General features: G+C 69.4%; 19 protein-coding genes. 14 read left to right on the top strand and 5 right to left on the bottom strand.

The features are described 5' to 3' along the window. Window positions 1-16: 16 nt before the first annotated feature. The 5 genes from E1P53_RS13490 (at window position 17) to E1P53_RS13510 (ending at window position 4,255) form a co-directional block, all read left to right on the top strand. Window positions 17-964, top strand: a complete 948-nt coding sequence (locus E1P53_RS13490) for a hypothetical protein (protein WP_131734632.1) — start codon at window positions 17-19, stop codon at window positions 962-964. A gap of 178 nt (window positions 965-1,142) precedes the next feature. Then, the gene (locus E1P53_RS13495) at window positions 1,143-1,436 is read left to right on the top strand and encodes a metal-sensitive transcriptional regulator (RefSeq protein WP_006901001.1); all 294 of its coding nucleotides are present in this window, start codon (window positions 1,143-1,145) and stop codon (window positions 1,434-1,436) included. Between the two features lie 39 nt (window positions 1,437-1,475). Beyond that, window positions 1,476-1,682, top strand: coding sequence for a heavy-metal-associated domain-containing protein (locus E1P53_RS13500; RefSeq protein ID WP_131734633.1), 207 nt, complete (start codon window positions 1,476-1,478; stop codon window positions 1,680-1,682). A gap of 33 nt (window positions 1,683-1,715) precedes the next feature. Continuing rightward, entirely contained in the window at window positions 1,716-1,937 is a 222-nt protein-coding gene (locus E1P53_RS13505) for a hypothetical protein (protein ID WP_131734634.1), read from the top strand. Next, on the top strand, window positions 1,937-4,255 hold the full coding sequence (locus E1P53_RS13510) for a heavy metal translocating P-type ATPase (protein WP_131734635.1): 2,319 nt from the start codon (window positions 1,937-1,939) through the stop codon (window positions 4,253-4,255). Before E1P53_RS13505 ends, E1P53_RS13510 begins: the two co-directional genes overlap by 1 nt. Before the next feature lie 128 nt (window positions 4,256-4,383). Here E1P53_RS13510 and E1P53_RS13515 read toward each other — a convergent pair whose 3' ends face one another. Beyond that, window positions 4,384-5,856, bottom strand: a complete 1,473-nt coding sequence (locus E1P53_RS13515) for an FAD-binding protein (RefSeq protein WP_006901005.1) — start codon at window positions 5,854-5,856, stop codon at window positions 4,384-4,386. A 172-nt stretch (window positions 5,857-6,028) separates the two neighbouring features. Between E1P53_RS13515 and E1P53_RS13520 the strand changes: the two genes are divergently transcribed. From E1P53_RS13520 to E1P53_RS13545, 6 genes are all read left to right on the top strand, one after another. Continuing rightward, window positions 6,029-7,591, top strand: a complete 1,563-nt coding sequence (locus E1P53_RS13520) for a molybdopterin-dependent oxidoreductase (RefSeq protein ID WP_131734636.1) — start codon at window positions 6,029-6,031, stop codon at window positions 7,589-7,591. Between the two features lie 346 nt (window positions 7,592-7,937). After that, window positions 7,938-9,020, top strand: coding sequence for a Re/Si-specific NAD(P)(+) transhydrogenase subunit alpha (locus E1P53_RS13525; protein ID WP_131734637.1), 1,083 nt, complete (start codon window positions 7,938-7,940; stop codon window positions 9,018-9,020). Further along, complete coding sequence (locus E1P53_RS13530; protein WP_006358004.1) at window positions 9,020-9,325, top strand: NAD(P) transhydrogenase subunit alpha part 2; 306 nt, start codon at window positions 9,020-9,022, stop codon at window positions 9,323-9,325. Before E1P53_RS13525 ends, E1P53_RS13530 begins: the two co-directional genes overlap by 1 nt. Then, window positions 9,322-10,854 (top strand): NAD(P)(+) transhydrogenase (Re/Si-specific) subunit beta, encoded by a 1,533-nt coding sequence (locus E1P53_RS13535; protein ID WP_006901008.1) that lies wholly within the window; start codon window positions 9,322-9,324, stop codon window positions 10,852-10,854. Before E1P53_RS13530 ends, E1P53_RS13535 begins: the two co-directional genes overlap by 4 nt. Window positions 10,855-11,017: 163 nt before the next feature. Then, window positions 11,018-11,485: a DoxX family protein gene (locus E1P53_RS13540; protein ID WP_230825024.1), complete on the top strand. Its 468-nt coding sequence runs from the start codon at window positions 11,018-11,020 to the stop codon at window positions 11,483-11,485. Between the two features lie 128 nt (window positions 11,486-11,613). Then, window positions 11,614-12,612 carry a YdcF family protein gene (locus tag E1P53_RS13545; RefSeq protein ID WP_131735324.1) on the top strand — a complete coding sequence of 333 codons (999 nt, stop codon included), beginning with the start codon at window positions 11,614-11,616 and terminating at the stop codon, window positions 12,610-12,612. Window positions 12,613-12,639: 27 nt separating this feature from the next. Here E1P53_RS13545 and E1P53_RS13550 read toward each other — a convergent pair whose 3' ends face one another. From E1P53_RS13550 to E1P53_RS13560, 3 genes are all read right to left on the bottom strand, one after another. Next, window positions 12,640-13,377, bottom strand: coding sequence for a metallophosphoesterase family protein (locus E1P53_RS13550; protein WP_131734638.1), 738 nt, complete (start codon window positions 13,375-13,377; stop codon window positions 12,640-12,642). A 203-nt stretch (window positions 13,378-13,580) separates the two neighbouring features. Continuing rightward, window positions 13,581-14,345: a dienelactone hydrolase family protein gene (locus E1P53_RS13555; protein WP_131734639.1), complete on the bottom strand. Its 765-nt coding sequence runs from the start codon at window positions 14,343-14,345 to the stop codon at window positions 13,581-13,583. A 57-nt stretch (window positions 14,346-14,402) separates the two neighbouring features. Continuing rightward, on the bottom strand, window positions 14,403-16,898 hold the full coding sequence (locus E1P53_RS13560) for an ATP-dependent DNA ligase (protein WP_131734640.1): 2,496 nt from the start codon (window positions 16,896-16,898) through the stop codon (window positions 14,403-14,405). 96 nt (window positions 16,899-16,994) lie between these two features. Here E1P53_RS13560 and ku point away from each other — a divergent pair, with 96 nt between their 5' ends. Together ku and E1P53_RS13570 are read left to right on the top strand one after the other, a co-directional pair. After that, window positions 16,995-18,011, top strand: a complete 1,017-nt coding sequence (gene ku, locus E1P53_RS13565; RefSeq protein ID WP_446667202.1) for a non-homologous end joining protein Ku — start codon at window positions 16,995-16,997, stop codon at window positions 18,009-18,011. A 67-nt stretch (window positions 18,012-18,078) separates the two neighbouring features. Then, complete coding sequence (locus tag E1P53_RS13570) at window positions 18,079-19,413, top strand: MFS transporter (RefSeq protein WP_040527017.1); 1,335 nt, start codon at window positions 18,079-18,081, stop codon at window positions 19,411-19,413. A gap of 31 nt (window positions 19,414-19,444) precedes the next feature. On the opposite strand, the gene E1P53_RS13575 is transcribed toward E1P53_RS13570, so the two are convergent. Then, window positions 19,445-20,353 (bottom strand): LysR family transcriptional regulator ArgP, encoded by a 909-nt coding sequence (locus tag E1P53_RS13575; protein ID WP_131734641.1) that lies wholly within the window; start codon window positions 20,351-20,353, stop codon window positions 19,445-19,447. Window positions 20,354-20,438: 85 nt separating this feature from the next. Here E1P53_RS13575 and E1P53_RS13580 point away from each other — a divergent pair, with 85 nt between their 5' ends. After that, a complete protein-coding gene (locus E1P53_RS13580; protein ID WP_131734642.1) occupies window positions 20,439-21,059 on the top strand; it encodes a LysE/ArgO family amino acid transporter in 621 nt (206 codons plus the stop codon). Window positions 21,060-21,167 lie beyond the last annotated feature (108 nt).

Raw genomic sequence — 21,167 nt, forward strand, 5'->3', positions numbered from 1 at the left:
ACGAAGGGGAGTCCGTATGCACGGCGAAGGCTGTTGGTCGACAGTGGTGTGCCGACCAACCGAACGCGCGGCGCTCGGACTGTCCGGGGATTCCGACTGGCTGCTGCAGTGCCGACTCCCGATCGGGCACCGCGGGAACCACGCCACCGATGCGAGCACGCATCCGCGCCACGATCGCCGTCTCTGGCTCGAGTGGAACGACTTCGACAACCGCGCCCAGTCCCTGATCGAGCGCAACCCCTGCCCGGTCCCGTCTGCGGACGGCGCCGGGGGATGCGTGTACTTCGCAGGTCACGGAGGCGCGCACTTCTTCGCGCCGTCGAACGGGCATGCGCCGTCGGTGATGACCGGCGCCGGCAACCGACGCAGCCCGGCCTCGGCCTCCCCGACTCCCCCGGGCGTCGCCGCGCCGACACCTCCGCCGGCCGATCCCGCAGGCCCGCCGCACCCGCGGGCGGGCTCGCACCGGCTTCCCGACTCCCATCAGCCGGCCCCACCTGATGTTCCGGCCGCCGAGCGACGGCCGAATCCGGCGGGCGACGAACCGCAGTCGACCTATCGGGGCGGGCGCCGATCCACCGGTGCCGAGGCCCCGGTCGCACAGGACCGTCACGGTCGCCGTCACCGTCCCGACGCGACGGGCGCCGAACCGGCCCCGCCGGCGGAGGGGCCCGGCCGGCACGGCGGCGGTCATGCGGCGCCAGAGCCGGCCGAGTCCGTCGTGCCGCCACAGCACGCCGCTCCCGAGCCGCCGGTCGTCGCCTCGCGCGTCGAGGCCCCGGTGGGTTCCGCGCCTGTGGCCTCCGGGGTTCCCGCCCTCGAGAACGCCGGCGAGGCCGCGACGCCGGCCCCGGCGTCGACGGACGGCGTGCTGTTCGATCCCGCCCGTCGAGCGGCCGTCAGCGAGGCCCTCGACGAGGTCGCCGCCGCGCTCGCGAAGCTCGCGGCTGCTCTGCGCGACTAGCTCGACCAGGTCTTCTCCCACCCCGCGTCCGTCCGCGCGGCACCCGCCGGAAGTCGCTCCGTCATGCCCTTCGCGGTCCCGGAGGCATACCCTAGGGGGGTATGGTTGTGCAGTCTCGCCCCTGGTGGTATACCGAAGGGCAGATACCCCTAGGGGGTACCTGAACGGCAGGAGTCGCATGGACCAGCATCAGCACGGCTACATCGGCCGCAAGGACGACTACCTGAAACGGTTGCGTCGGATCGAAGGCCAGGCGCGCGGACTGCAGCGGATGGTCGAGGAGGATTCGTACTGCATCGACATCCTCACCCAGGTGTCGGCGATGACGAAGGCGCTCGAGGCCGTCGGCCTCGGCCTGCTCGAGGAACACCTCGCGCACTGCGTCGTGCACGCCGCACAGGAAAGCGACGAGGCCGGCCGGGAGAAGGTCGAGGAGGCGATGGCGGCCATCGCCCGCCTCGTGAAGTCCTGACGAGCCGACCCGCACCGAACCCGGAGAGAAGGAGACATCATGAGCACCACCAGCAGCTACACCGTCACCGGCATGACCTGCGGCCACTGCGCCGCCTCGGTCCGCGAGGAGATCGAGGAGATCGCCGGTGTGACGAGCGTCGACGTGTCCGTGGAGACCGGTGCCGTCCGCGTCGTCTCCGAGCACGAGATCCCGCGCGAGGAGATCGAGAAGGCGGTCACCGAAGCGGGATATGCGCTGGCGTGACATGCCCGCCTTCGCCAAGGGCCCCTGCTGTACGTGATCGCCCTGGCCGCGATCTTCGTGATCGCCTTCGGCGTCGGCAGGGCGTGGGGCCCCGACCCGCAGCCGGCGACACACGAGTCGCCGACGCACGGTGTCGTCGAGACGACCACCGTCGAGACGGGCGGGTCGGCGCCGCCGCCCGCTCACGATGACGCCCACCACGACGCCGGCCGCCACGGTCAGGGCGGTCACGACCAGGACGGGGGTGAGCACTGATGTCCGCAGGCCCCGAACTGACCTCGGCCGCCGACCTCCGGCTCGTCGACCTCGACATCTCCGGGATGACCTGCGCATCCTGTGCCAACCGCATCGAGCGCAAGCTCAACAAACTCGACGGCGTGACCGCGACGGTGAACTATGCGACCGAACGCGCGCACGTCGAGGCCCCGGCAGGGGTGTCCGCCGAGGAACTGATCGAGGTCGTGCGGGCCGCGGGATACGACGCCGCGCCGGTGCGGACCGAGCCGGAGACGCCGGCCGAAGACGCCTCCGACGGTCCGGACGGTGCCGCCGATCCCGAGCTCGACGCGCTGCGGCAGCGGCTGATCGTGTCGGCGGTGCTCACCGCCCCGGTGATCGTCCTCGCGATGGTCCCGGCCTGGCAGTTCACCTACTGGCAGTGGCTGTCGCTGACGCTCGCCGCGCCGGTCGTCGTCTGGGGCGCCTACCCCTTCCATCGGGCCGCGTGGATCAACCTGCGCCACGGCGCGACGACGATGGACACCCTCGTGTCGGTCGGAACGCTGGCCGCATTCGGGTGGTCGTTGTACGCGCTGTTCCTCGGCACCGCCGGAACACCCGGTCTCACACACGGTTTCGACCTGTTGCCACAACGGACCGACGGCGCCTCGCACATCTACCTCGAGGCCGCGGCGGGCGTGACGACCTTCCTGCTCGCCGGGCGCTACTTCGAGAAGCGCGCGAAGCGTCGAGCCGGTGACGCGCTGCGCGCGCTGATGGGCCTGGGCGCCAAGGACGTCGTGGTCCGGCGCGGCGGTGTGGAGACGCGAATCCCGATCGGGCAGTTGGCCGTCGGGGACGAGTTCGTCGTCCGCCCGGGTGAGAAGATCGCCACCGACGGCGTGGTGGTCGAGGGGTCGTCGGCCGTCGACGCATCGATGGTCTCGGGCGAGTCCGTCCCGGTCGAGGTGACCGTGGGCGACTCCGTCATCGGGGCCACGGTGAACACCAGCGGACTGCTCGTGGTCCGCGCCACCGCTGTCGGCGCGGACACCGCACTCGCCCAGATGGCGCGCATGGTCGCCGCCGCGCAGGAGGGCAAGGCCGACGCGCAGCGTCTCGCCGACCGCATCTCCGCGGTGTTCGTGCCCGCGGTGATCGCGATCGCCGTTGCCACGCTGGGATTCTGGCTCGGGTCGGGATCGTCCGGCGGACTCACCGGAGGCGACGTGACCTTCGCGTTCACCGCCGCCGTCGCGGTGCTGATCATCGCGTGCCCCTGCGCGCTGGGGCTGGCGACGCCGACGGCGCTCATGGTCGGCACCGGGCGCGGTGCGCAACTCGGCATCCTGTTGAAGGGGCCCGAGGTCCTGGAGTCGACCCGTCGCGTGGACACGATCGTGCTCGACAAGACCGGAACCGTCACCACCGGAGAGATGACGTTGTCATCGGTGACGGCGGCGCCCGGGTACGACGAGCAGCAGGTCCTCGCGGCCGCGGCCGCGGTCGAGGCCGGTTCTGAGCACCCGATCGGTGCCGCGATCGTCGCCGGAGCACCGAATCCGTTGCCCGAGAAAGCAACTGATTTCGTCGCCGAACAGGGTGTCGGGATGTCGGGAACGGTCGGCGGCCGCCGGGTCTCGGTCGTGTCACCGTCGAAGGTCGAGGCCGATCTCCCCGATGTGCTCGCCGACGCGGTCGCCGCCGCGGAGTCGGGCGGGGCCACTGCGGTCGTCGTCCTGGCGGACGAGACCGGCGCACCTGACGGGAAGGCGCTCCCGGCGCCGGTCGGCGTGATCGTGGTCGCCGACCGGATCAAGGAGACGTCGGCGGCGGCGATCGCCGAGTTCCGGCGCCTCGGCCTCACCCCGATGTTGCTGACCGGAGACAACGAGGGCGTGGCCCGGGCGGTGGCGGCCGAGGTCGGCATCGACGACGTGACCGCCGGTGTCAGTCCGCAGCGCAAGCTCGAGGTGATCGCCGAGCTGCAGTCGCGCGGTCACGTCGTGGCGATGGTCGGTGACGGCATCAACGACGCCGCGGCGCTGGCGCAGGCCGATCTCGGTCTCGCGATGGGCACCGGAACCGACGTGGCGATGGCGGCCGGTGACCTGACCGTGGTGAGCGGCGACCTTCGCGTCGTCGCGGACGCGATCCGCCTGGCACGCCGGACGCTCGGGACGATCAAGGGAAATCTGTTCTGGGCCTTCGGGTACAACGTCGCGGCGATCCCGCTGGCCGCTGCGGGCATGCTGAACCCGATGATCGCCGGTGCCGCGATGGCGCTGTCGTCGGTGTTCGTCGTCGGCAACAGCCTGCGGCTGCGGCGATTTGCTCCTCGGCGTCAGAACTGACGCGTCGTCCGACGCGAGAAGCCGCCCCTGAGAACGACCCTCCGTGGGAAAGCGGATGACGATATGTCACCCGCTTCGCTCCGCGGGGCTGATCTCAGGGGCGGCTTCCGGTCGGTGGGTGCGAGAACTCAGGCGTCGGCCTTCACCCGCGCCGCCGCGTGCCGGCCGGCGCGCCGGCCGAAATACGAACCCTCGCCGAGCTGCGTGCCGCTGCAGTAGCCCTTGCAGTCCTGGGCGATGTTGGAGGCGCTGGCGCCGGCCGCGTACAGGCCCTTGATGACCTTGCCCGACTCGTCGATGACCTCGCCGTCGAGCGAGGTGGCCATGCCGCCCATCGTGAAGCCGGCGTACATGGCCTTGCCGAGCGAGAGGTTGTAGGCGGCCCACGGGCCGGTGTCCTGGGGTTCGAGGAACTCCGCCGCCTTGTGGAAGTCCGGGTCCTCCTTCTTGGCGGCGTTCTCGTTGTAGCGGGCCATCGTCCGCTGCAGGTTGCCCTCCGGGATGCCCAGGTCCTTCTCCATCTCCTCGATGGTCTCCCAGCCGTCGATCAGCGGGATGAGGTAGTTCTGGTTCGGATTCATGTGCGCCTCGTCGACGATGAGGTAGGCCACCGAATCCGGTTGCTCGAGAATGAATCCCGACGTCCGGGCGTGGTAGGAGTCCTCGGTGACGAAGCGCTCGCCGAACTTGTTGACGATGACGCCCATGACCATGCTGGCGGGCGGGTAGATCGGGGCGGTGATGAACGCCTTGTCCATGTACTTCAGCTCGGCGCCGACCGACCGTCCGAGTCGCAGGCCGAGACCGTCGTCGTAGGTGTTGCCGAGGACGAACGGCTTCTCGGCGAGGTACGGCGTGTGCTCGGCGACCATGTCCGGGTTCATCACGAAGCCGCCCGCGGCGATGATGACCGAACCGGCCCGGATCACGCCCTGGCCGTCGGAGGACTTCCAGGTGACACCGGCGACCGAGCCGTCGGAATCGACGACGAGCTGACGCGCGCCGGTCTCGTACCGGACCTCGACGCCGAGCTCGTCGAGGCGCTTGACGAGCAGGTCGATGACCAGGGAGGCGCCGCCGGTCTCGCCGGGCACCGGCACCTTGTGGCCGCGCGGGGCCGGCTTGGCCATCGTGTTGAACGGCCACACCTTCTCGTTGCCGGTGTACATCAGGCCCTCGGTGCCGGGCTGGATGACGGCCTTCTCGGGGTAGAAGCTGCGCTCGAATTCGAAACCGAGTCCTTCGAGCCAGTGGAAGTGGTCGACGCTGTCGACGCAGTAGGCGTGGATCTTGTCGACCTCGGGATCGATCGACACCGCGGTGAGGTACTTCTCCATCTCCTCGGGGGTGTCGTGCTGGCCGGTCGCCTCCTGCACGGGGGTGCCGCCGCCGAGATAGAAGAAGCCGCCGGACAGCGAGGTGGTCCCGCCCGGTGCGGCGGCACGCTCGAGCAGGAGGACGCGCGCCCCGTGGGCCGCGGCCTCCGCGGCGGCGCATCCGCCGGCGATGCCGAATCCGATCACGACGACGTCGACCTCGTCGGAGAAGTCGGTCACCGAATCGAGGGCGACGGTCTCCGGGATCTCGGTACTGGTAGCCATGCGGCCAGATTAGCCGACAAAATAGAACCTGTTCTAGTGTTCTCCCGAACAGCGGGAGGACCGGTTTCGCCGCCCTCTGCGCCGTGCGTCGGCCGAACGGTCGTCGGACGATCGACGGGGTCCGGGGGGGCGCGCCGCCGCCGTGGCCGTCGGAACTCCGGTATCAAGAAGTGTGACCTCCTCGACGTCCCCGCACGCGAATCCGCTCGGCCCCTGGATCTCGGGCGTCGTCGCCGCGGGGGCCGGTCTGGCGGCTGGGGAGATCGCCGCGATCCCGGTGTCGCCGGACGCCTCTCCGTACTTCGCGGTGGGCTCGTCGGTGGTCGACCACTCGCCGGAGGCGGTCCGCGAATGGGCGATCGAGACCTTCGGCGCCGCGGACAAGGTCGCGCTGTTCCTCGGGATGGGACTCCTCATCGCGATCATCGCGGCCGTCGCCGGGTCGCTGGAGCACCGTCGGCCGCCGGTGGGTTCGCTGCTCATCGCGGTCTTCGGCGGTGTGGGAGTGGTCGCCGCCCTCGACCGGCCCGGCGCGGTGTGGACACACGCGCTGCCGTCGGTGATCGCCGCGGCGGTGGGGGTGGTCGTCCTGCGAATCCTTGTGGCGCAGTGTAGATCCGGGCAGTACGAGGAGCAGTCGGAGCTGCGCGTGGGCGTCAACGGGAACGCACCGCTGACTCGGCGGTTCATCCTGACCGCCGGCGGTGTCTCCGTCGCGGCCGTCGCGTTGGGCGTCATCGGCCGGCGCATGCTTGCCGACACCGCGGAGACCCTCGCGGACCGCGCGCGGCTGATGCTCCCGCGCCCCGTCCGGCCCGCGCCGCCCGTACCCGAGGGAACGCGGCTCGACGTCGACGGGGTGACCCCGTTCGTCACCGACAACGACGCCTTCTATCGCATCGACACGGCGCTGCAGGTGCCCACGCTGACCACCGCCGGATGGCGGCTGCGCATACACGGTGACGTCGAGAGGGAGGTCGTCCTGAGCTGGGACGACCTTCTCGCGATGCCGATGGTCGAGCGATACGTGACGCTCGCGTGTGTCTCCAACGACGTCGGCGGCGACCTGATCGGCAACGCCCGCTGGCTCGGCGTCCCCATGCGCGACGTGCTCGACCTCGCCGGCGTCCGACCTGGCGCCGACCTGTTGCTGTCGACGAGCGCTGACGGATGGACCTGTGGCACACCGATTTCCGCGATCGCCGACGGTCGCGACGCGCTCCTTGCGGTGGGGATGAACGGCGATCCGCTCCCCGTCGAGCACGGGTACCCGGTGCGGCAGGTGGTGCCGGGACTGTACGGATACGTCTCGGCCACCAAGTGGGTCGTCGACTGGGAGGTCACCCGTTTCTCCGAGGCCGAGGCGTACTGGACGAGTCGCGGATGGTCGGCGCTCGGCCCGATCAAGCTGTCGTCGCGCATCGACCGACCCGATCCCGGGAGGTATCCCGCGGGCGAGGTCGTGATCGCGGGAACCGCCTGGGCGCAGCACACGGGGGTCGACCGCGTCGAGGTCCGCATCGACGGCGGCGAGTGGCGGCCCGCCGACCTGGCGGCCGAGTACAGCGTCGACACCTGGCGGCAGTGGAGGTACGTCTGGCAGGCGGCCCCTGGCGATCACGTCGTCGAGGTCCGCGCGATCGACAGGCTGGGGCGGCCCCAGGTCGAGCGTTACCGACCACCGGCGCCGGACGGCGCGACCGGACTCGACGAACGCCGGTACACCATCACCTGAGTGGGCCGCCGGAAACCCGGTCTCGGTCGGTGGCTTTCGCGGCTACCGGCGAGTACGCACAAAGATCATGAGCATTCAGATGTCAAGGTCGGAGTGAGGTTTCCGACTCCGGTTCATTTCGGGCTTTCACCACGTGTTATGTTCTTCGGACCCATATGTGAGCAGGGTGACAGTCATCACTGTCGGACCCAGCATTCGTGACCTGCGTCAGGTCGTCCGCACCGCCGATACATGGCGGAGCTGCACGACTTGCACGCAGGTCACGCCGTTGTACAACGCGTGCGCCGACCATCGGCGCCGAACGACGCGACGCTGTCCGCAGCGTCGCCCAGACAAGGTGAGATAGATGACAGTGGGAGTCGTGCGCGAGACGGCCCCGGGAGAGCGCCGAGTGGCGCTCGTCCCGAAGGTGGTCGCCTCGCTCGTGGGCAAGGGTGTGCCCGTCGTCGTGGAGTCGGGGGCCGGACTCGGCGCCCTGATCCCCGACGAGGCATACACCGAGGTCGGAGCGACGATCGGAGATCCGTACTCCGCGGACGTGGTGCTGCGCGTGTCGCCGCCCTCCGACGAGGAGATCGCGAAGCTGCGCAGCGGGCAGAAGCTCATCGGCTTTCTGGCCCCGCGCAATGCCGACAACAAGATCGGTGCCCTGAAGAAGGCGGGTGTCGAGGCGTACGCGGTCGAGGCGATTCCGCGTATCTCTCGCGCCCAGGTGATGGATGCGCTGAGTTCGCAGGCCAACGTCGCGGGCTACAAGGCCGTGATCGTCGCCGCAGACCTGTCGACGCGTTTCTTCCCGATGCTGACCACCGCCGCCGGCACCGTGAAGCCGGCCACCGTGCTCGTGCTCGGTGTCGGTGTCGCCGGCCTGCAGGCGCTGGCGACGGCGAAGCGTCTCGGCGGCCGGACCACCGGTTACGACGTGCGGCCGGAGGTCGCCGAGCAGGTGCGATCGGTCGGTGCGCAGTGGCTCGACCTCGGCATCGACGCCGCCGGCGAGGGCGGTTACGCCCGTGAGCTGACCGACGAGGAGCGTGCCAAGCAGCAGCAGGCGCTCGAGGACGCCATCAAGGGCTTCGACGTGGTGATCACCACCGCGCTGGTGCCGGGCCGTCCCGCTCCCCGCCTCGTGACCGCCGCCGCGGTCGAGGGGATGAAGCCGGGCAGCGTCGTGGTCGACCTGGCCGGCGAGACCGGCGGCAACTGCGAGCTGACCGAGCCGGGCCAGACCGTCGTCCGCCACGACGTGACGATCACCGCGCCGCTGAACCTGCCGGCGACCATGCCCGAGCACGCCAGCGAGCTGTACTCGAAGAACCTGCAGGCGCTGCTGGAACTGATGCTCGACGAGAACGGTGCCCTCACACCGAATTTCGACGACGAGGTGCTGGCCGCTGCGTGCGTCACGCGTGAGGAGGCGACTGCCTGATGTACTCCGGACTTCTCGCGAATCTCGCGATCCTGGTGCTCGCCGGGTTCGTCGGCTTCGCCGTCATCTCGAAGGTCCCCAACACCCTGCACACCCCGCTGATGTCGGGCACCAACGCCATCCACGGCATCGTCGTGCTCGGCGCGCTGGTGGTCCTGGGCAAGTTGCCCGCCGACGCCGGCTGGGGCGTGCGCATCATCGCCTTCGTCGCGCTGGTGTTCGGCACGCTCAACGTGATCGGTGGCTTCGCGGTCACCGACCGCATGCTGGGCATGTTCAAGGGTAAGAAGGAGGCCGCCAAGTGATCGGCTCGCAACTGCTGTTGGCGGCAGACGCACACACCCCCAGCGAAGGCGTCGGGTATGTGGTCACCGCGCTCTACATCATCTCGTTCTCGCTGTTCATCTACGGCCTGATGGGCCTGACCGGCCCGAAGACCGCGGTGCGCGGCAACTGGATCGCCGCGACAGGCATGGGCCTGGCGGTGGCGGCGACGCTGCTCTACATCTGGAACTCCGGCGCGGTCGGCGATGACGGCCATTCGACCGTCGGCGTCCCGACGATCAACTGGATCCTCATCGTCGTCGGCCTGGCGCTCGGTGTGGTGCTGGGTATCCCGCCGGCCCTGAAGACCAAGATGACGGCGATGCCGCAGCTGGTCGCGCTGTTCAACGGCGTGGGCGGCGGCACCGTCGCGCTGATCGCGTGGGCGGAGTTCATCGAGACCTCCGGGTACTCGGTCTTCCACAACACCGAGCCCGCGTCGCCGCTGGTGATCGGCTCGCTGATCGCCGCGATCATCGGTTCGATCTCGTTCTGGGGCTCGCTGGTGGCGTTCGCCAAGCTGCAGGAGATCATGCCGAAGGGCCTGGAGAAGGCCTTCGTGTCGAACGCGAAGCTGTTCCAGTTCGCCAACATCGTGCTGCTGGCCGTGGCCCTGGGCCTGGCGATCTACCTCGGTGTCCAGGCCACCGACGGCGGCGGCGCCAGCGTGTGGTGGATGGTCGGCGTCCTCGTCGCAGCGGGCGTGATGGGTCTGTTCGTCGTGTTCCCGATCGGCGGCGCCGACATGCCCGTCGTCATCTCGCTGCTCAACGCCATGACCGGCCTGTCCGCGGCGGCCGCCGGTATCGCGCTGGACAACACCGCGCTCATCGTCGCCGGCATGATCGTCGGCGCGTCGGGCTCGATCCTGACCAACCTGATGGCCAAGGCCATGAACCGCTCGATCCCGGCGATCGTGTTCGGCTCCTTCGGCGGCGGCGACGCCGCTGCCGCGGGTGGCCCGGGCGGCACCGGGGGCACGGTCAAGGCGACCTCGGCCGCCGACGCCGCCATCCAGATGGCCTACGCGAATCAGGTCATCGTGGTGCCCGGTTACGGTCTGGCCGTCGCACAGGCCCAGCATGCGGTCAAGGAGATGGCGAGCCTGCTCGAGGCCAAGGGCGTCGAGGTCAAGTACGCGATCCACCCGGTGGCCGGCCGTATGCCCGGTCACATGAACGTGCTGCTGGCCGAGGCCGACGTCGCCTACGACGCCATGAAGGAGATGGACGACATCAACGGCGAGTTCGCCCGCACCGATGTCGCGATCGTCATCGGCGCCAACGACGTCACCAACCCGGCGGCGCGCAACGATCCGAGCAGCCCCATCCACGGCATGCCGATCCTCAACGTCGACGAGGCCCGCTCGGTGATCGTGCTCAAGCGGTCGATGAGCTCCGGCTACGCCGGCATCGAGAACCCGCTGTTCTACGCGGAGGGCACGTCGATGCTGTTCGGTGACGCCAAGCAGAGCGTCGACAGCGTCATCGAGGAGCTCAAGGCGCTGTAACGGCACACCAGGCCGACGAGAAGACCCCGGTGGTCCCGCGAATCGCGGGGGCGCCGGGGTCTTTCGTTCTTGCCGGGTTCTCTCCCCGCCGATGACTTCCGGGCACGAGTGGGGTCTACCCCTGCACGACACACTCGCCACTCGTGACAGGAGGACAACGATCATGACCCTGGAGAACCGCACCGAATCCGGCGCCACCGAACCCGACGCCACCGCACCCACGGTCGGCGGGGACTCGCCCGCGACCGGCGGACGGAACCTGCGCCGTATCGCGGGCATCGTCATCAGCGTCCTCGTCGGCGCCTTTCTCGCCTTCGACGTGGTCGGGAAGCTGACGCGTCCGCAGGCGGTCGTCGACGGCACCGCGGAACTGGGCTTTCCCGGTTACCAGGCCGTCGTCATGGGGGTCGTGCTGCTGACCTGTCTGGTCGTCTACGCGATCCCGCGGACCGCGGTGCTCGGGGCGCTCGGGATCACCGCATATCTGGGCGGCGCCGTCACCGCGAACATGCGCATCGAGGCGCCGTTGTTCAGCTCCATCCTGTTCGCCGTCTACCTCGGCGTGTTGATGTGGATCGGCCTGGTGCTCCGGCGGCCGGAGTTGCTGAAGGTCGCGGGGCTGAGCCGCTGACCTGCGGCGACGTCTTCCTGCTCGACGCCCCGCGCCCGTTACCGACTTGGGATCGGACGGGTGCGGGGTCGTTGCGTGAGAATCCTAGTGTTTCCTGAGTGTCTGATGTTGCCAGAGTGAAACGGAGGATGGTGGCCGTCGCGACGATCGCGGCGGCAGCTCTCGGTGGTGTGGCCGTCGGTTGCCTTCCCGCGGAGAGCTCGCGTGTGGTGACGACGGCGAGTGCGGTCGACCCGGCGGGGCTGTACAACGAAGCCCAGTCGAGATTCGCCGCCGGCGACGTCGCCGGCGGACTCGCCGCCCTGCGACAGGCGCTGACGCTGGCGCCGACGGACACCGACGCCCTCGCGCTGCAGGCGATCTGGGCCGACCAGGCGGAGGACGCGGCGGCGCGCAGCGCGGCTCTAGGACGCCTCGGTGTGCTCGACTCGCGGCTCGCGACCACCGCCCGCAACGTGATCGCCGGCGTCGCGACCGCCGCCGGGCTCGTTCCCGACACGAACCCGAAGCCGGTCACGGGGCGTTCTGCGATCGTCATCCTCGGACATGGGCTCAACGCCGACGGGAGGATGCCTCCCGAGCTGGTGAACCGGGTCTCTGCCGGCCGGGCGCAGGCAGAGTTCACCCCGACGGCACCGGTCGTCGTGACCGGGGGCGTTCCCAAGAACGGGGTCACCGAGGCGGCCGCGATGCGAACGTGGTTGGTCGACAACGGCATCGACGCCTCCCGCATCATCACCGAGGACAAGTCGACCTCCACCGTCGCCAACGCGCAGAACACCTCGGAGATCCTGCGTGCGAGAGGGATCCGCGACATCGTCCTGGTGACCTCGCCGAGTCACCTCCGGCGCGGCGCCGCCGATTTCGGGGCAACCGGCCTGCGCGTCGTCGGGGCCGTCACCACCGCCACCGAACTCGACAAGTACCTCGCCCCGCTGAGCAAGGACCGGCAGACCGGGATCCGGCTCGAGGCGACGCGTGCGGCGCGTATCCCCGCGACGCGCGAACCCGGCCTGCCGGGGAAGCTGCCCGACGCGGGCACCGGATTGCTCGGCGAGATCGGCGGGGAGGTGCTGCGGAAGCTGCTCGACGCAGGGTCGTCGGCGATCGGATCGGGCGCGGGCTGACGCGCGACGCGAGGCGAAGGCCTTCGGCTAGAACATCACCGAGCGGAAGTGGGTGACGAGGCGTCCCTGGTCGTAGACATGGAAGGCGATGCCCGGCGGCTGCCCGCGGTTGATCACGTCGCGGCCCTCGAAGGGCAGGTTCAGCGTCGACGCCACACCCGGTGCGACGCAGAGGGGGCGGTCGGCGAACCGGGTCACCGCCGGGGTGTGCGCATGCCCGCACAAGAACGCGACGATGTTCGGATGCGTCTCGACCAGGGGGACGAGGCGTTCCTCGCCCGTCTGCCGGATCGAGTCCATGAACGGCATGTGCAGATCCACCGGCGGGTGATGGAACGCGACGAAGACGGGGGTCTGCGGATCCTCCGCGGCGAGGCGTTCCGACATCCAGGCGAGTGTCTCGTCGTCGATGTGGCCGTCGTTGCGGCCGGGGATCGAACTGTCGACCACCAGGAACAGGACGTCGCCGACCTTGCGGGCCTGGTTGATCGGTCCGGAGGTCTCGGCACCCAGCAGGGTCGAACTCAACGGCTCGCGGACGTCGTGGTTGCCGGCGGTGATGAGCATCGGCAACGGACTCTCGAGGACGCCGTAGGCTTCCTGGTACTCGCTCGGAGTGCCCTCGTCGGCGAGGTCGCCGGTGATCAGGAGGACGTCGATGCCGGCCGCGCGAGCGTTGACATAACTCAACGTCGACTGGATGCGGTTCCGGTTGAACCGCGTCCCGTTGAAATGCAGGTCGCTGATGTGGGCGACGACGAACACGAAAAGGCTCCTGTCACGGTCACTGACTCTCACGAGGCTAGTCCTCGGGCCCGGTGAAACGTGCATTGCCGGGCCGCGGGGAGTCGTAACACACGTCGGTCCCGACATTGTGTTTCAGCCCGCCTACCGCTTCCGATCCGGGGCGGCATCCAGGTGTCGCGGCCTGGTCGTCGAGGCGCGGGTCCCGACGCCTCCGGCCCCTGTCAGGGATGCAGCGTGCGGCGGAACAGGGACTCGAGCTCGGCGAAGTGATGCTCGCACGCCTCGTGGTGATAGGCGGGGATGTCGGACATCGTGTAGCCGTGCGCGGCGCCCGGATGGACCGTCGTCGAGTGCGTGACGCCCGTCGAGGTCAGGGCGTGCTCGAACTGCGCGATCGCCTCGGGCGGCAGCGAGCGGTCGTTGTCGGCGTGGATGGCCAGCACGAAGGCGTCGATCCCGACGAGGTGCAGGTGCGGGCTGTCCGGCGAGTCGGTGACCAGACCGCCGGTGTGGAACATGCCCACCGCCGCGACGTCGTGGGGGCGGGCCGCGGCGACGTCGAGCGCGAACCGGCCGCCCATGCAGTAGCCGGTCACCCCGATCGGCCCGCCCGCGACGCCCGGAAGTGCGCGCAGCGCGTCGACGTAGAACTCGAGGTCGGCGCGGGCACGTTCGCGCGTCAGCGATCGCGCCTTCGGCAGCGCCGAGGCGAAGAACGCCCCGAGCGAGTCCGGGTCGGCCAGATCCTCGGCCGGCGGGACCCACTCGTCGGCGGTGCCGTGGCGATAGAACAGGTGCGGCACCGCGACGACGTACCCCCACGACGCGATGCGATCGGCCATCGCGCGGGTCCGGGGCCGCAGGCCGATCAGGTCGGTGAGGAACAGGACCCCGGGCAGCGGCGTGCCGTCGGACGGGTCGGGGCGGGCGACGTACATCTCGGTGTCGCCGTCGGGTGCGGTGATGGTGATGGTCTCGCCGGTCATCTCATGCCTCTCGGGGGATTGCGTATCGTCATGGGCGCCTGGGGTCGTCGTCGCCGTTCAGAGGTCGCCGGGCAGCTTGTCGCGGCGGATTCCGCGCCAGCTGGGGTGCCGGAGGTGACCGTCCATCGTCCAGTCCATGAACCGGACCTCGCCGACGATCTTCGGCAGCACCCACACCGCGTTCGAGGCGATGGGGCGGTCGAGCTTGTCGAGGAACGGCGACCGCGAGATCTTCAACGGTTCGAGTTCCTCGGCGAGCGCGCGGAGCTGGGCCTCGGTGAAACCGGTGCCGACGCGGCCCACATATCGCAGCCCGGTCTCCTCCGGCAGGCCGAGCAGCAGGGAGCCGATGGTGTTCGCGCGGTTGCCGCGCCCGGGCCGGTATCCGCCGACGACGACCTCGATGTCGCTCCAGTTCTTGTGTTTGAGCCACTTCGTGGAGCGACGCCCCTGCTGGTAGGTCGAGTCGCGGCGCTTGGCCACGACGCCTTCGAGGTTGTGCTCGCGGCTGTACTCGATCGCCGCGCTCGCCGGTGTCGGCAGCAATGGCGGGACGTCGACATGGGCGGTGTGGCGGAACGCGGGCGCGAGCTCCTCGAGCAGCTTGCGTCTCACCGACCACGGCTTGCGCAGCAGCGACGTCCCGTTGAGGTAGAGGATGTCGAACAGGTGGAGTCGGAGGCTGTAGGGCTCGGTGGTGTGTTTGCGCGAGGTGAAGAGCGTGAAGTTGGTGCGGCCCGACGAGTCGATCGCGACCGCCTCGCCGTCGAGCACCACATCCATGAGGCCGAGCGCGTCGACGATCTCGGCGAACTCGGGGAAGTCTGCGGTCATGTCGACACCCGAGCGCGACGTGAGCCGGAATTCCTCGCCGACCTTGCGGACGAGGAGGCGGTAGCCGTCCCACTTGCCCTCGAAGGCCCAGTCCTTGTCGTCGAGTTCGCCGATCGGCTCGTCGGTGGCCAACATCGGGCGCGGGCTGGTGAGACTGTCGGGCAGGATCGGGCGCGGCTCGTCGGTCATGAGGTGGGCCAGCCAGTTCTTCTCGCCCGTGCGGATCAGCGCGTACCGGCCCTGCACGCGTTCGCCGTGCAGCCGGACGATGACCTCCTTCTCGCGCCACTTCTCGAGCTCGTAGGTGCCCTTGTCCCAGATGGACACGTGCCCGCCGCCGTACTCGCCCGCCGGGATGTCGCCCTCGAAGTCGGCGTAGTCCATCGGGTGGTCCTCGGTCTGGACGGCCAGGCGGTTCTGGTCCGGGTCGGTGGGCAGGTTCTTGGGGATCGCCCACGAGACCAGCACGCCGTCGTGCTCGAGCCGGAAGTCGTAGTGCAGCCGGCGCGCGTGGTGCTCCTGGATCACGAAGATCGGTGCGTGGGGGCCCGTCTCGCCGTCGGCGTCGTCGGGTTCGGCGACCTCCCGCCGGCGCGCGCGGTGGTTCTCGTCGCCGAACGGTTCCGGCGTCTTCGCACGGTTGCGCTTGCGGACGTACTCGCTCAGGTCGATGACCTGGCCGGTCCCCCCGTCGGAGTCCTGCGCGTTCTTCGGCGACGAATCCGGTGCGTCGTCGGTGATGTTCTCCCGCAACGCCTCCGCCACCTCGCCGACGTCGTCGTCGGGCGCGGCATTGGTGACCTCCGTCTCGCGCGAGTCGGCCGCGTCGTGCTCGACTGCGTCCTCGTCGTACGGGTCGTCGAGTCCTTCCAGGAGATCGCCGATCTCGTCGATCCGCTCGAGCACCTCGGTGAACAACAGTTGGGACAGTTCGGGATCCGCGATCTCCTCCCACGTGCGGGGCGCGGCGACCCAGGGCTTCTCGCGGCCGCGCAGGGAGTAGGGGGAGAGCGTGGTCTTCGACGCGTTGTTCTGACTCCAGTCGATGAAGACCTTGTCGTCCCGGATCTTCTTCGACATGTTGGCGGTGATGAAATCGCTGTGCTGGCGGGCGAATTCGTTGGCCACCTCCCGGGCGACCTTGCGGGCGGCCTCGGAACTCACCGGCTTGGGCAGGCGCGCGTAGATGTGGATGCCCTTGCCGCCGCTGGTGACGGGATAAGTGGTGGTGCCGGCCAGCCAGTCGCGGATCTGGAGTGCGACCTGGGCGGTCTCGTGGAGGGGGACGCGGGGACCCGGGTCGAGGTCGAAGACGATGCGGTTGGCCATCCGCTGCCCGCCGGGGCCGAGCGGGAGTCGCCACTGGGGAACGTGGATCTCCAGCGCCGCCATCTGGGCCAGCCACACGAGCGTCGCCCGGTCCTCGGCGAGGACGTACTCGATGACGCGCTCGCTGTGCTGGATCCCGAAGCGCTTCACCCACTCGGGTGCGCTGTCGGGCAGGTCCTTCTCGAAGAACGGGGTGGATTCGACGCCGTTCGGCCACCGCTTCCGGGTCACGATCCGGTCGCGCAGGTGCGGCAACATGACATCGGCGATACGCGAGTAGTAGTCGATGACCTCGAATTTGCGGGTCCCGGTCGCCGGATAGAGCACCTTGGAGAGATTGGTGATCGAGATCCGGCGGCCGTCGACCTCCAGGATCTCGCCGCCTGCCATCCCTCCATTGTCCACATGGTCGGTCCGTACCGGCGGGTCATGGCGATCGTGCGCAGACGACGACACCGCCGCGTGACACCTGGCACAATGGCGGACATGCGCTCGATATGGAAGGGCGACCTGAGCTTTGGCCTGGTCAACGTGCCGGTCAAGGTCTACTCCGCGACGGAGAGCCACGATCGCAAGTCGTATCAGGTGGACTCCTCCGACGGGACCCGCATCCGATATCGGCGCGTGCGTGAGGGTACCGACAAGGAGATCGACTACTCCGACATCGCCAATGCCTACGAGACGGATTCGGGCGAGACGGTGATCCTCACCAAGGACGATCTCGCAACCCTGCCGTCGCAGAAGAGCCCGGAGATCTCGATCCTGGAGTTCGTCCCGGCCGAACAGGTCGACCCGATCTACTTCGACAAGCCCTACTACCTCGAACCGTCGTCGAAGTCGCCGAAGGCCTATGTCCTCCTCGCCCGGGCGCTGGAGGAGACCGACCGCCTGGCCATCGCTCTGTTCACCCTGCGCAACCGCACGCGTATCGCGGCCCTGCGGGTGGTCGACGGAGTGATCACGCTGCAAACCCTGTTGTGGCCGGACGAAATCCGCAAACCCGACTTCGGCTTCCTCGATGACGACGTCGAGATCCGCGACCAGGAACTGAAGATGGCGGCGTCTCTCATCGAGTCGATGGCCGCCGACTTCGATCCCTCGGAATTCGAGGACACCTACCAGAACGAACTGGCCAAGCTCATCGAGGCGAAGGCCGAGGGCGGCGAGGCATTCCCCGAGTCCGACGAGGAGAAGTCGGAGGACGAGGATTCCGAGGTCGCGGATCTGCTTGCCGCGCTGCGCGCTTCGGTGAAGGATCGCGGAACGGCGTCCTCCGACGACGAGTCCGGGGACGAGGACTCGGAGAAGAAGGCGCCCGCCAAGAAGGCGGAGAAGAAGGCTCCCGCCAAGAAGGCCGCCACCAAGACAGCCGCCAAGAAGACGACGGCCAAGAAGACCGCGACCACGAAGTCGACCGCGAAGAAGACCGGGTCGAGTTCGTCGGGATCGAAGTCGACGGCGAAGAATGCCCCCGCGAAGAAGTCCTCGCGCAAGGCGAGCTGATCTCCCCCGGGGCCCGGCCGCGGATATTCGCTGGCCCGGCATCGCGCGGATCGGGCAAGCTCGAAGGGTGAACACCAGCGTCGACACCCGGTTGCCGCGCGCCCTCATGCCCTTGGCGCGACGGCAGTATCGGCTGTTGGCATCCGGGTTGATCCTGGCGATGTTCGGCGACGGGATATGGACGGTCGCAGTGATCTGGCAGGTCATCGCCCTCGGCGGCGGACCGGGACAGGTCTCGCTCGCCACCGGCGTCGCGGCGGTCGGCATGCTCGTGTCGACCCTCGCCGGCGGCGTTCTGGCCGACCGGATCTCGCAACGCCACATCATGATCGGGCTCGAGGTCACCAAGATGGCGGCCTTCGGCGCGGTGGGACTTGCGTCGGTGTTCGGCGTGGTCGACCTCTGGATGGTCGTGGTGGCCTCGTTGCTCGCCGGCGTCACCATGGGCATGTACTACCCGGCCTACTCGGCCCTGCTGCCGGGTGTCGTCTCGGCATCGGAACTGCAGGCCGCCAACGGGATCGAGGGATTCTTCCGTCCTGTCGTCTTCCAGGCTGTGGGACCGATGATCGCCGGCGCGGTCATCGCCGCCAGCGCCCCGGGCCAGGCGGTGGTGCTGGCCGCGGTCGCGTCCATCGCGTCAGGCGTCTGCTACCTGGCGATGGCCCCGGTGACCTCACGCCGGCTGGGGGAGTCCGACCACCCGGAATCGGAGGAGGTGCGCGTCGGGCGCGGAGGCGTCGGGGGCGTCGTCGTCGACCTCGCGGAGGGCTTCGTCTACATGATCCGCACCCCGTGGCTGTGGGGGACGCTGTTCTTCGCCTGCGTCCTGGTGCTGGCGACGATGGGTCCCATCGAGGTGCTCGTGCCGTTCGCCCTGCGGGAGCGCGTCGACGGCGGCGCCTCCCAGCACGCGTGGGTGCTCGCCGGGTTCGGCGCGGGGGCGGCCACCGCGTCGCTGGTCTTCGCCTCGCTGCCGATGCCGCGGCGATACCTGACGGTCATGTTCGGGCTGTGGGGGTTCTCCAGCGTGCCGCTGGTGCTGATGGGCGTCGCCGACTCGACGTGGATGTTCGTCGCCGCCGGCTTCGCCATGGGCGTCCTGTTCGACGGTCCGATGGTCCTGTGGGGGACGCTCCTGCAGCGTCGCGTGCCGCCGGCGCTGCTCGGCCGGATCGCGAGCCTGGACTTCTTCGTGTCGATCGCGCTGATGCCGGTGTCGATGGCCATCGCGGCGCCGGTCTCGTCGGCGATCGGCCTGACCGCGACCTTCGTCCTGGCCGGGCTGCTGCCGGTGCCGATCGCGTGGGCGTTCTACGCCGCGGCCCGCATGTGGCGCGACGAGATCGACCACCCGCTCGCCGACGACGCCGCGCCGGCGCTTCAGCCCGTGGGCGACTGAGTCCGCTCGACCGCGATCCCACGGGTGCGGGTCATCGGAGCACTGCGGCGGCACCGGCGATCACCAGCTCGGTGAGGTGCTGCAGCAGAGGGGAACTCAGCTTCCTGTACTGCCAGTAGAGCGGCACGTCCAGGTGGTGATCGGCGATCATCCGGACGCGACCGTCGTCGAGCGCCTTCTGGATCTGCACGTCGGGGACGGCGCCCCAGCCGATCCCGAGGGTCACCGCGCGGTGGTACTCGGTCGACGCGGGGATGTATGCGGCGGGCGGGTCGACGGCCCGGCCGGCCAGTGCCGCGACCATGTCGCGCTGGAGGTGGTCGTTGCGATCGAACTGGACCATCGGAGCCCGTGCCAGGACGTCGGCGTCCGGGCCGTCGCGCAACCAGGTGTCGATGAACTCCGGGGTCGCCACGGGCAGGTAGCGCATGCTGCCCAGCGAGTGCAACGCACACCCGCGCACCGCGAGCGGCTCGGAGGTGACCGCGGCGAGTGCATCGCCCGAACGCAGCAGGGCGCTGCTGCGCGTCTCGTCGTCGCGGAGAACTTCGACGGCCACCGGATGCTCCCGGTGGAAACGGGCGAGCACAGGCAGCAGCCAGGTGGCGAGAGAATCCGCGTTCGATGCGATCGGCAGGTGGACCCGCGGCTGCGCGGTGACCGGGACGGCGGCGTCGGCGGGCTCGCCGACCAGGGCCGCGCGTGTCTCGGCGAGCAGGAGTTCCCACTGGCGCGCCAGCCGGACGAGCACCTCGCCGTCGGGCGTCGCGGAGACCGGCTTGGTCCGGCGCAGCACCACCCGGCCCACCGCGGCCTCGAGCGCCTTGATCCGCTGGCTCACCGCGGACGGCGTGATGTGCAGGGAGGCTGCCGCGGCGTCGAACGTCCCCTCTCTGAGCACTGCTGCCAGCGTGCGCAATCCCTCCTGGGTGATGTCCACGCCACCAGGCTAGATGAAGTACAGCTAATGATTCATCAGAAACATTCGCTGTACTGATGAACGGGCGATCCCTAGCGTCGTCCGGGTGACCAGTTACCTCGTCCCCGCGCTCGCCGGCCTCCTCACCGGTGCCGGCCTGATCGTCGCCATCGGCCCCCAGAACGCCTTCGTCCTGCGGCAGGGCGTTGCGCGACGGCACACCGGGACGATCGTGGCCGTCTGCGCGATCTCCGACATCGTCCTGATCATCGCCGGGGTCGCCGGGCTCGGTGCGATCGTCGCCGCCCTCCCTCAGGTGATCACCGTCGTGAAGATCGCCGGCGGTCTGTACGTCCTGGTCCTCGGGCTCCTCGCGGCCAGACGCTGCCTGCGCAGCGACGAGGCCATCGCCGCCAACGCCGACGAGGCGACCTCGGTCGGGCGCTGGGTGGCGGTCGGCACCGCGCTCGCCCTCACCTGGCTGAATCCGCACGTCTATCTCGACACCGTCCTGACTCTCGGGGCCATCGCGAACGGACACGGAAACGGCAAGTGGGCCTTTGCGATCGGGGCCTGCACGGCCAGTGTGCTGTGGTTCGGCGCCCTCGGCGGAGGGGCCCGGCGGCTCTCACGGTTCTTCGCCAGTCCGCGCGCCTGGAAGGTTCTCGACGCCGTGGTCGCGGCGATCATGATCGGGATGGCCATCGCGCTGTTCGCCTCGGTGTGAATCGTCGCCGGGGCACGTCGTCGGCGCGCCTGGTCCCATAAACGACGACTGGACCAGCCTGTTTCGGGTACTCAGGCGGCGTGAGCACCGATTCCGCCGCTTCCGTGT

It is taken from the genome of Gordonia paraffinivorans (genome assembly GCF_900683595.1).
GTDB lineage: Bacteria > Actinomycetota > Actinomycetes > Mycobacteriales > Mycobacteriaceae > Gordonia > Gordonia paraffinivorans.

Coding starts and splice junctions, on each gene's coding strand:
- E1P53_RS13525 (WP_131734637.1), top strand. CDS start 7,938: ATGACAGTGGGAGTCGTGCGCGAGACGGCCCCGGGAGAGCGCCGAGTG.
- E1P53_RS13515 (WP_006901005.1), bottom strand. CDS start 5,856: ATGGCTACCAGTACCGAGATCCCGGAGACCGTCGCCCTCGATTCGGTG.
- E1P53_RS13495 (WP_006901001.1), top strand. CDS start 1,143: ATGGACCAGCATCAGCACGGCTACATCGGCCGCAAGGACGACTACCTG.
- E1P53_RS13530 (WP_006358004.1), top strand. CDS start 9,020: ATGTACTCCGGACTTCTCGCGAATCTCGCGATCCTGGTGCTCGCCGGG.
- E1P53_RS13510 (WP_131734635.1), top strand. CDS start 1,937: ATGTCCGCAGGCCCCGAACTGACCTCGGCCGCCGACCTCCGGCTCGTC.
- E1P53_RS13490 (WP_131734632.1), top strand. CDS start 17: ATGCACGGCGAAGGCTGTTGGTCGACAGTGGTGTGCCGACCAACCGAA.
- E1P53_RS13500 (WP_131734633.1), top strand. CDS start 1,476: ATGAGCACCACCAGCAGCTACACCGTCACCGGCATGACCTGCGGCCAC.
- E1P53_RS13555 (WP_131734639.1), bottom strand. CDS start 14,345: ATGACCGGCGAGACCATCACCATCACCGCACCCGACGGCGACACCGAG.
- E1P53_RS13545 (WP_131735324.1), top strand. CDS start 11,614: ATGGTGGCCGTCGCGACGATCGCGGCGGCAGCTCTCGGTGGTGTGGCC.
- ku (WP_446667202.1), top strand. CDS start 16,995: ATGCGCTCGATATGGAAGGGCGACCTGAGCTTTGGCCTGGTCAACGTG.
- E1P53_RS13540 (WP_230825024.1), top strand. CDS start 11,018: ATGACCCTGGAGAACCGCACCGAATCCGGCGCCACCGAACCCGACGCC.
- E1P53_RS13560 (WP_131734640.1), bottom strand. CDS start 16,898: ATGGCAGGCGGCGAGATCCTGGAGGTCGACGGCCGCCGGATCTCGATC.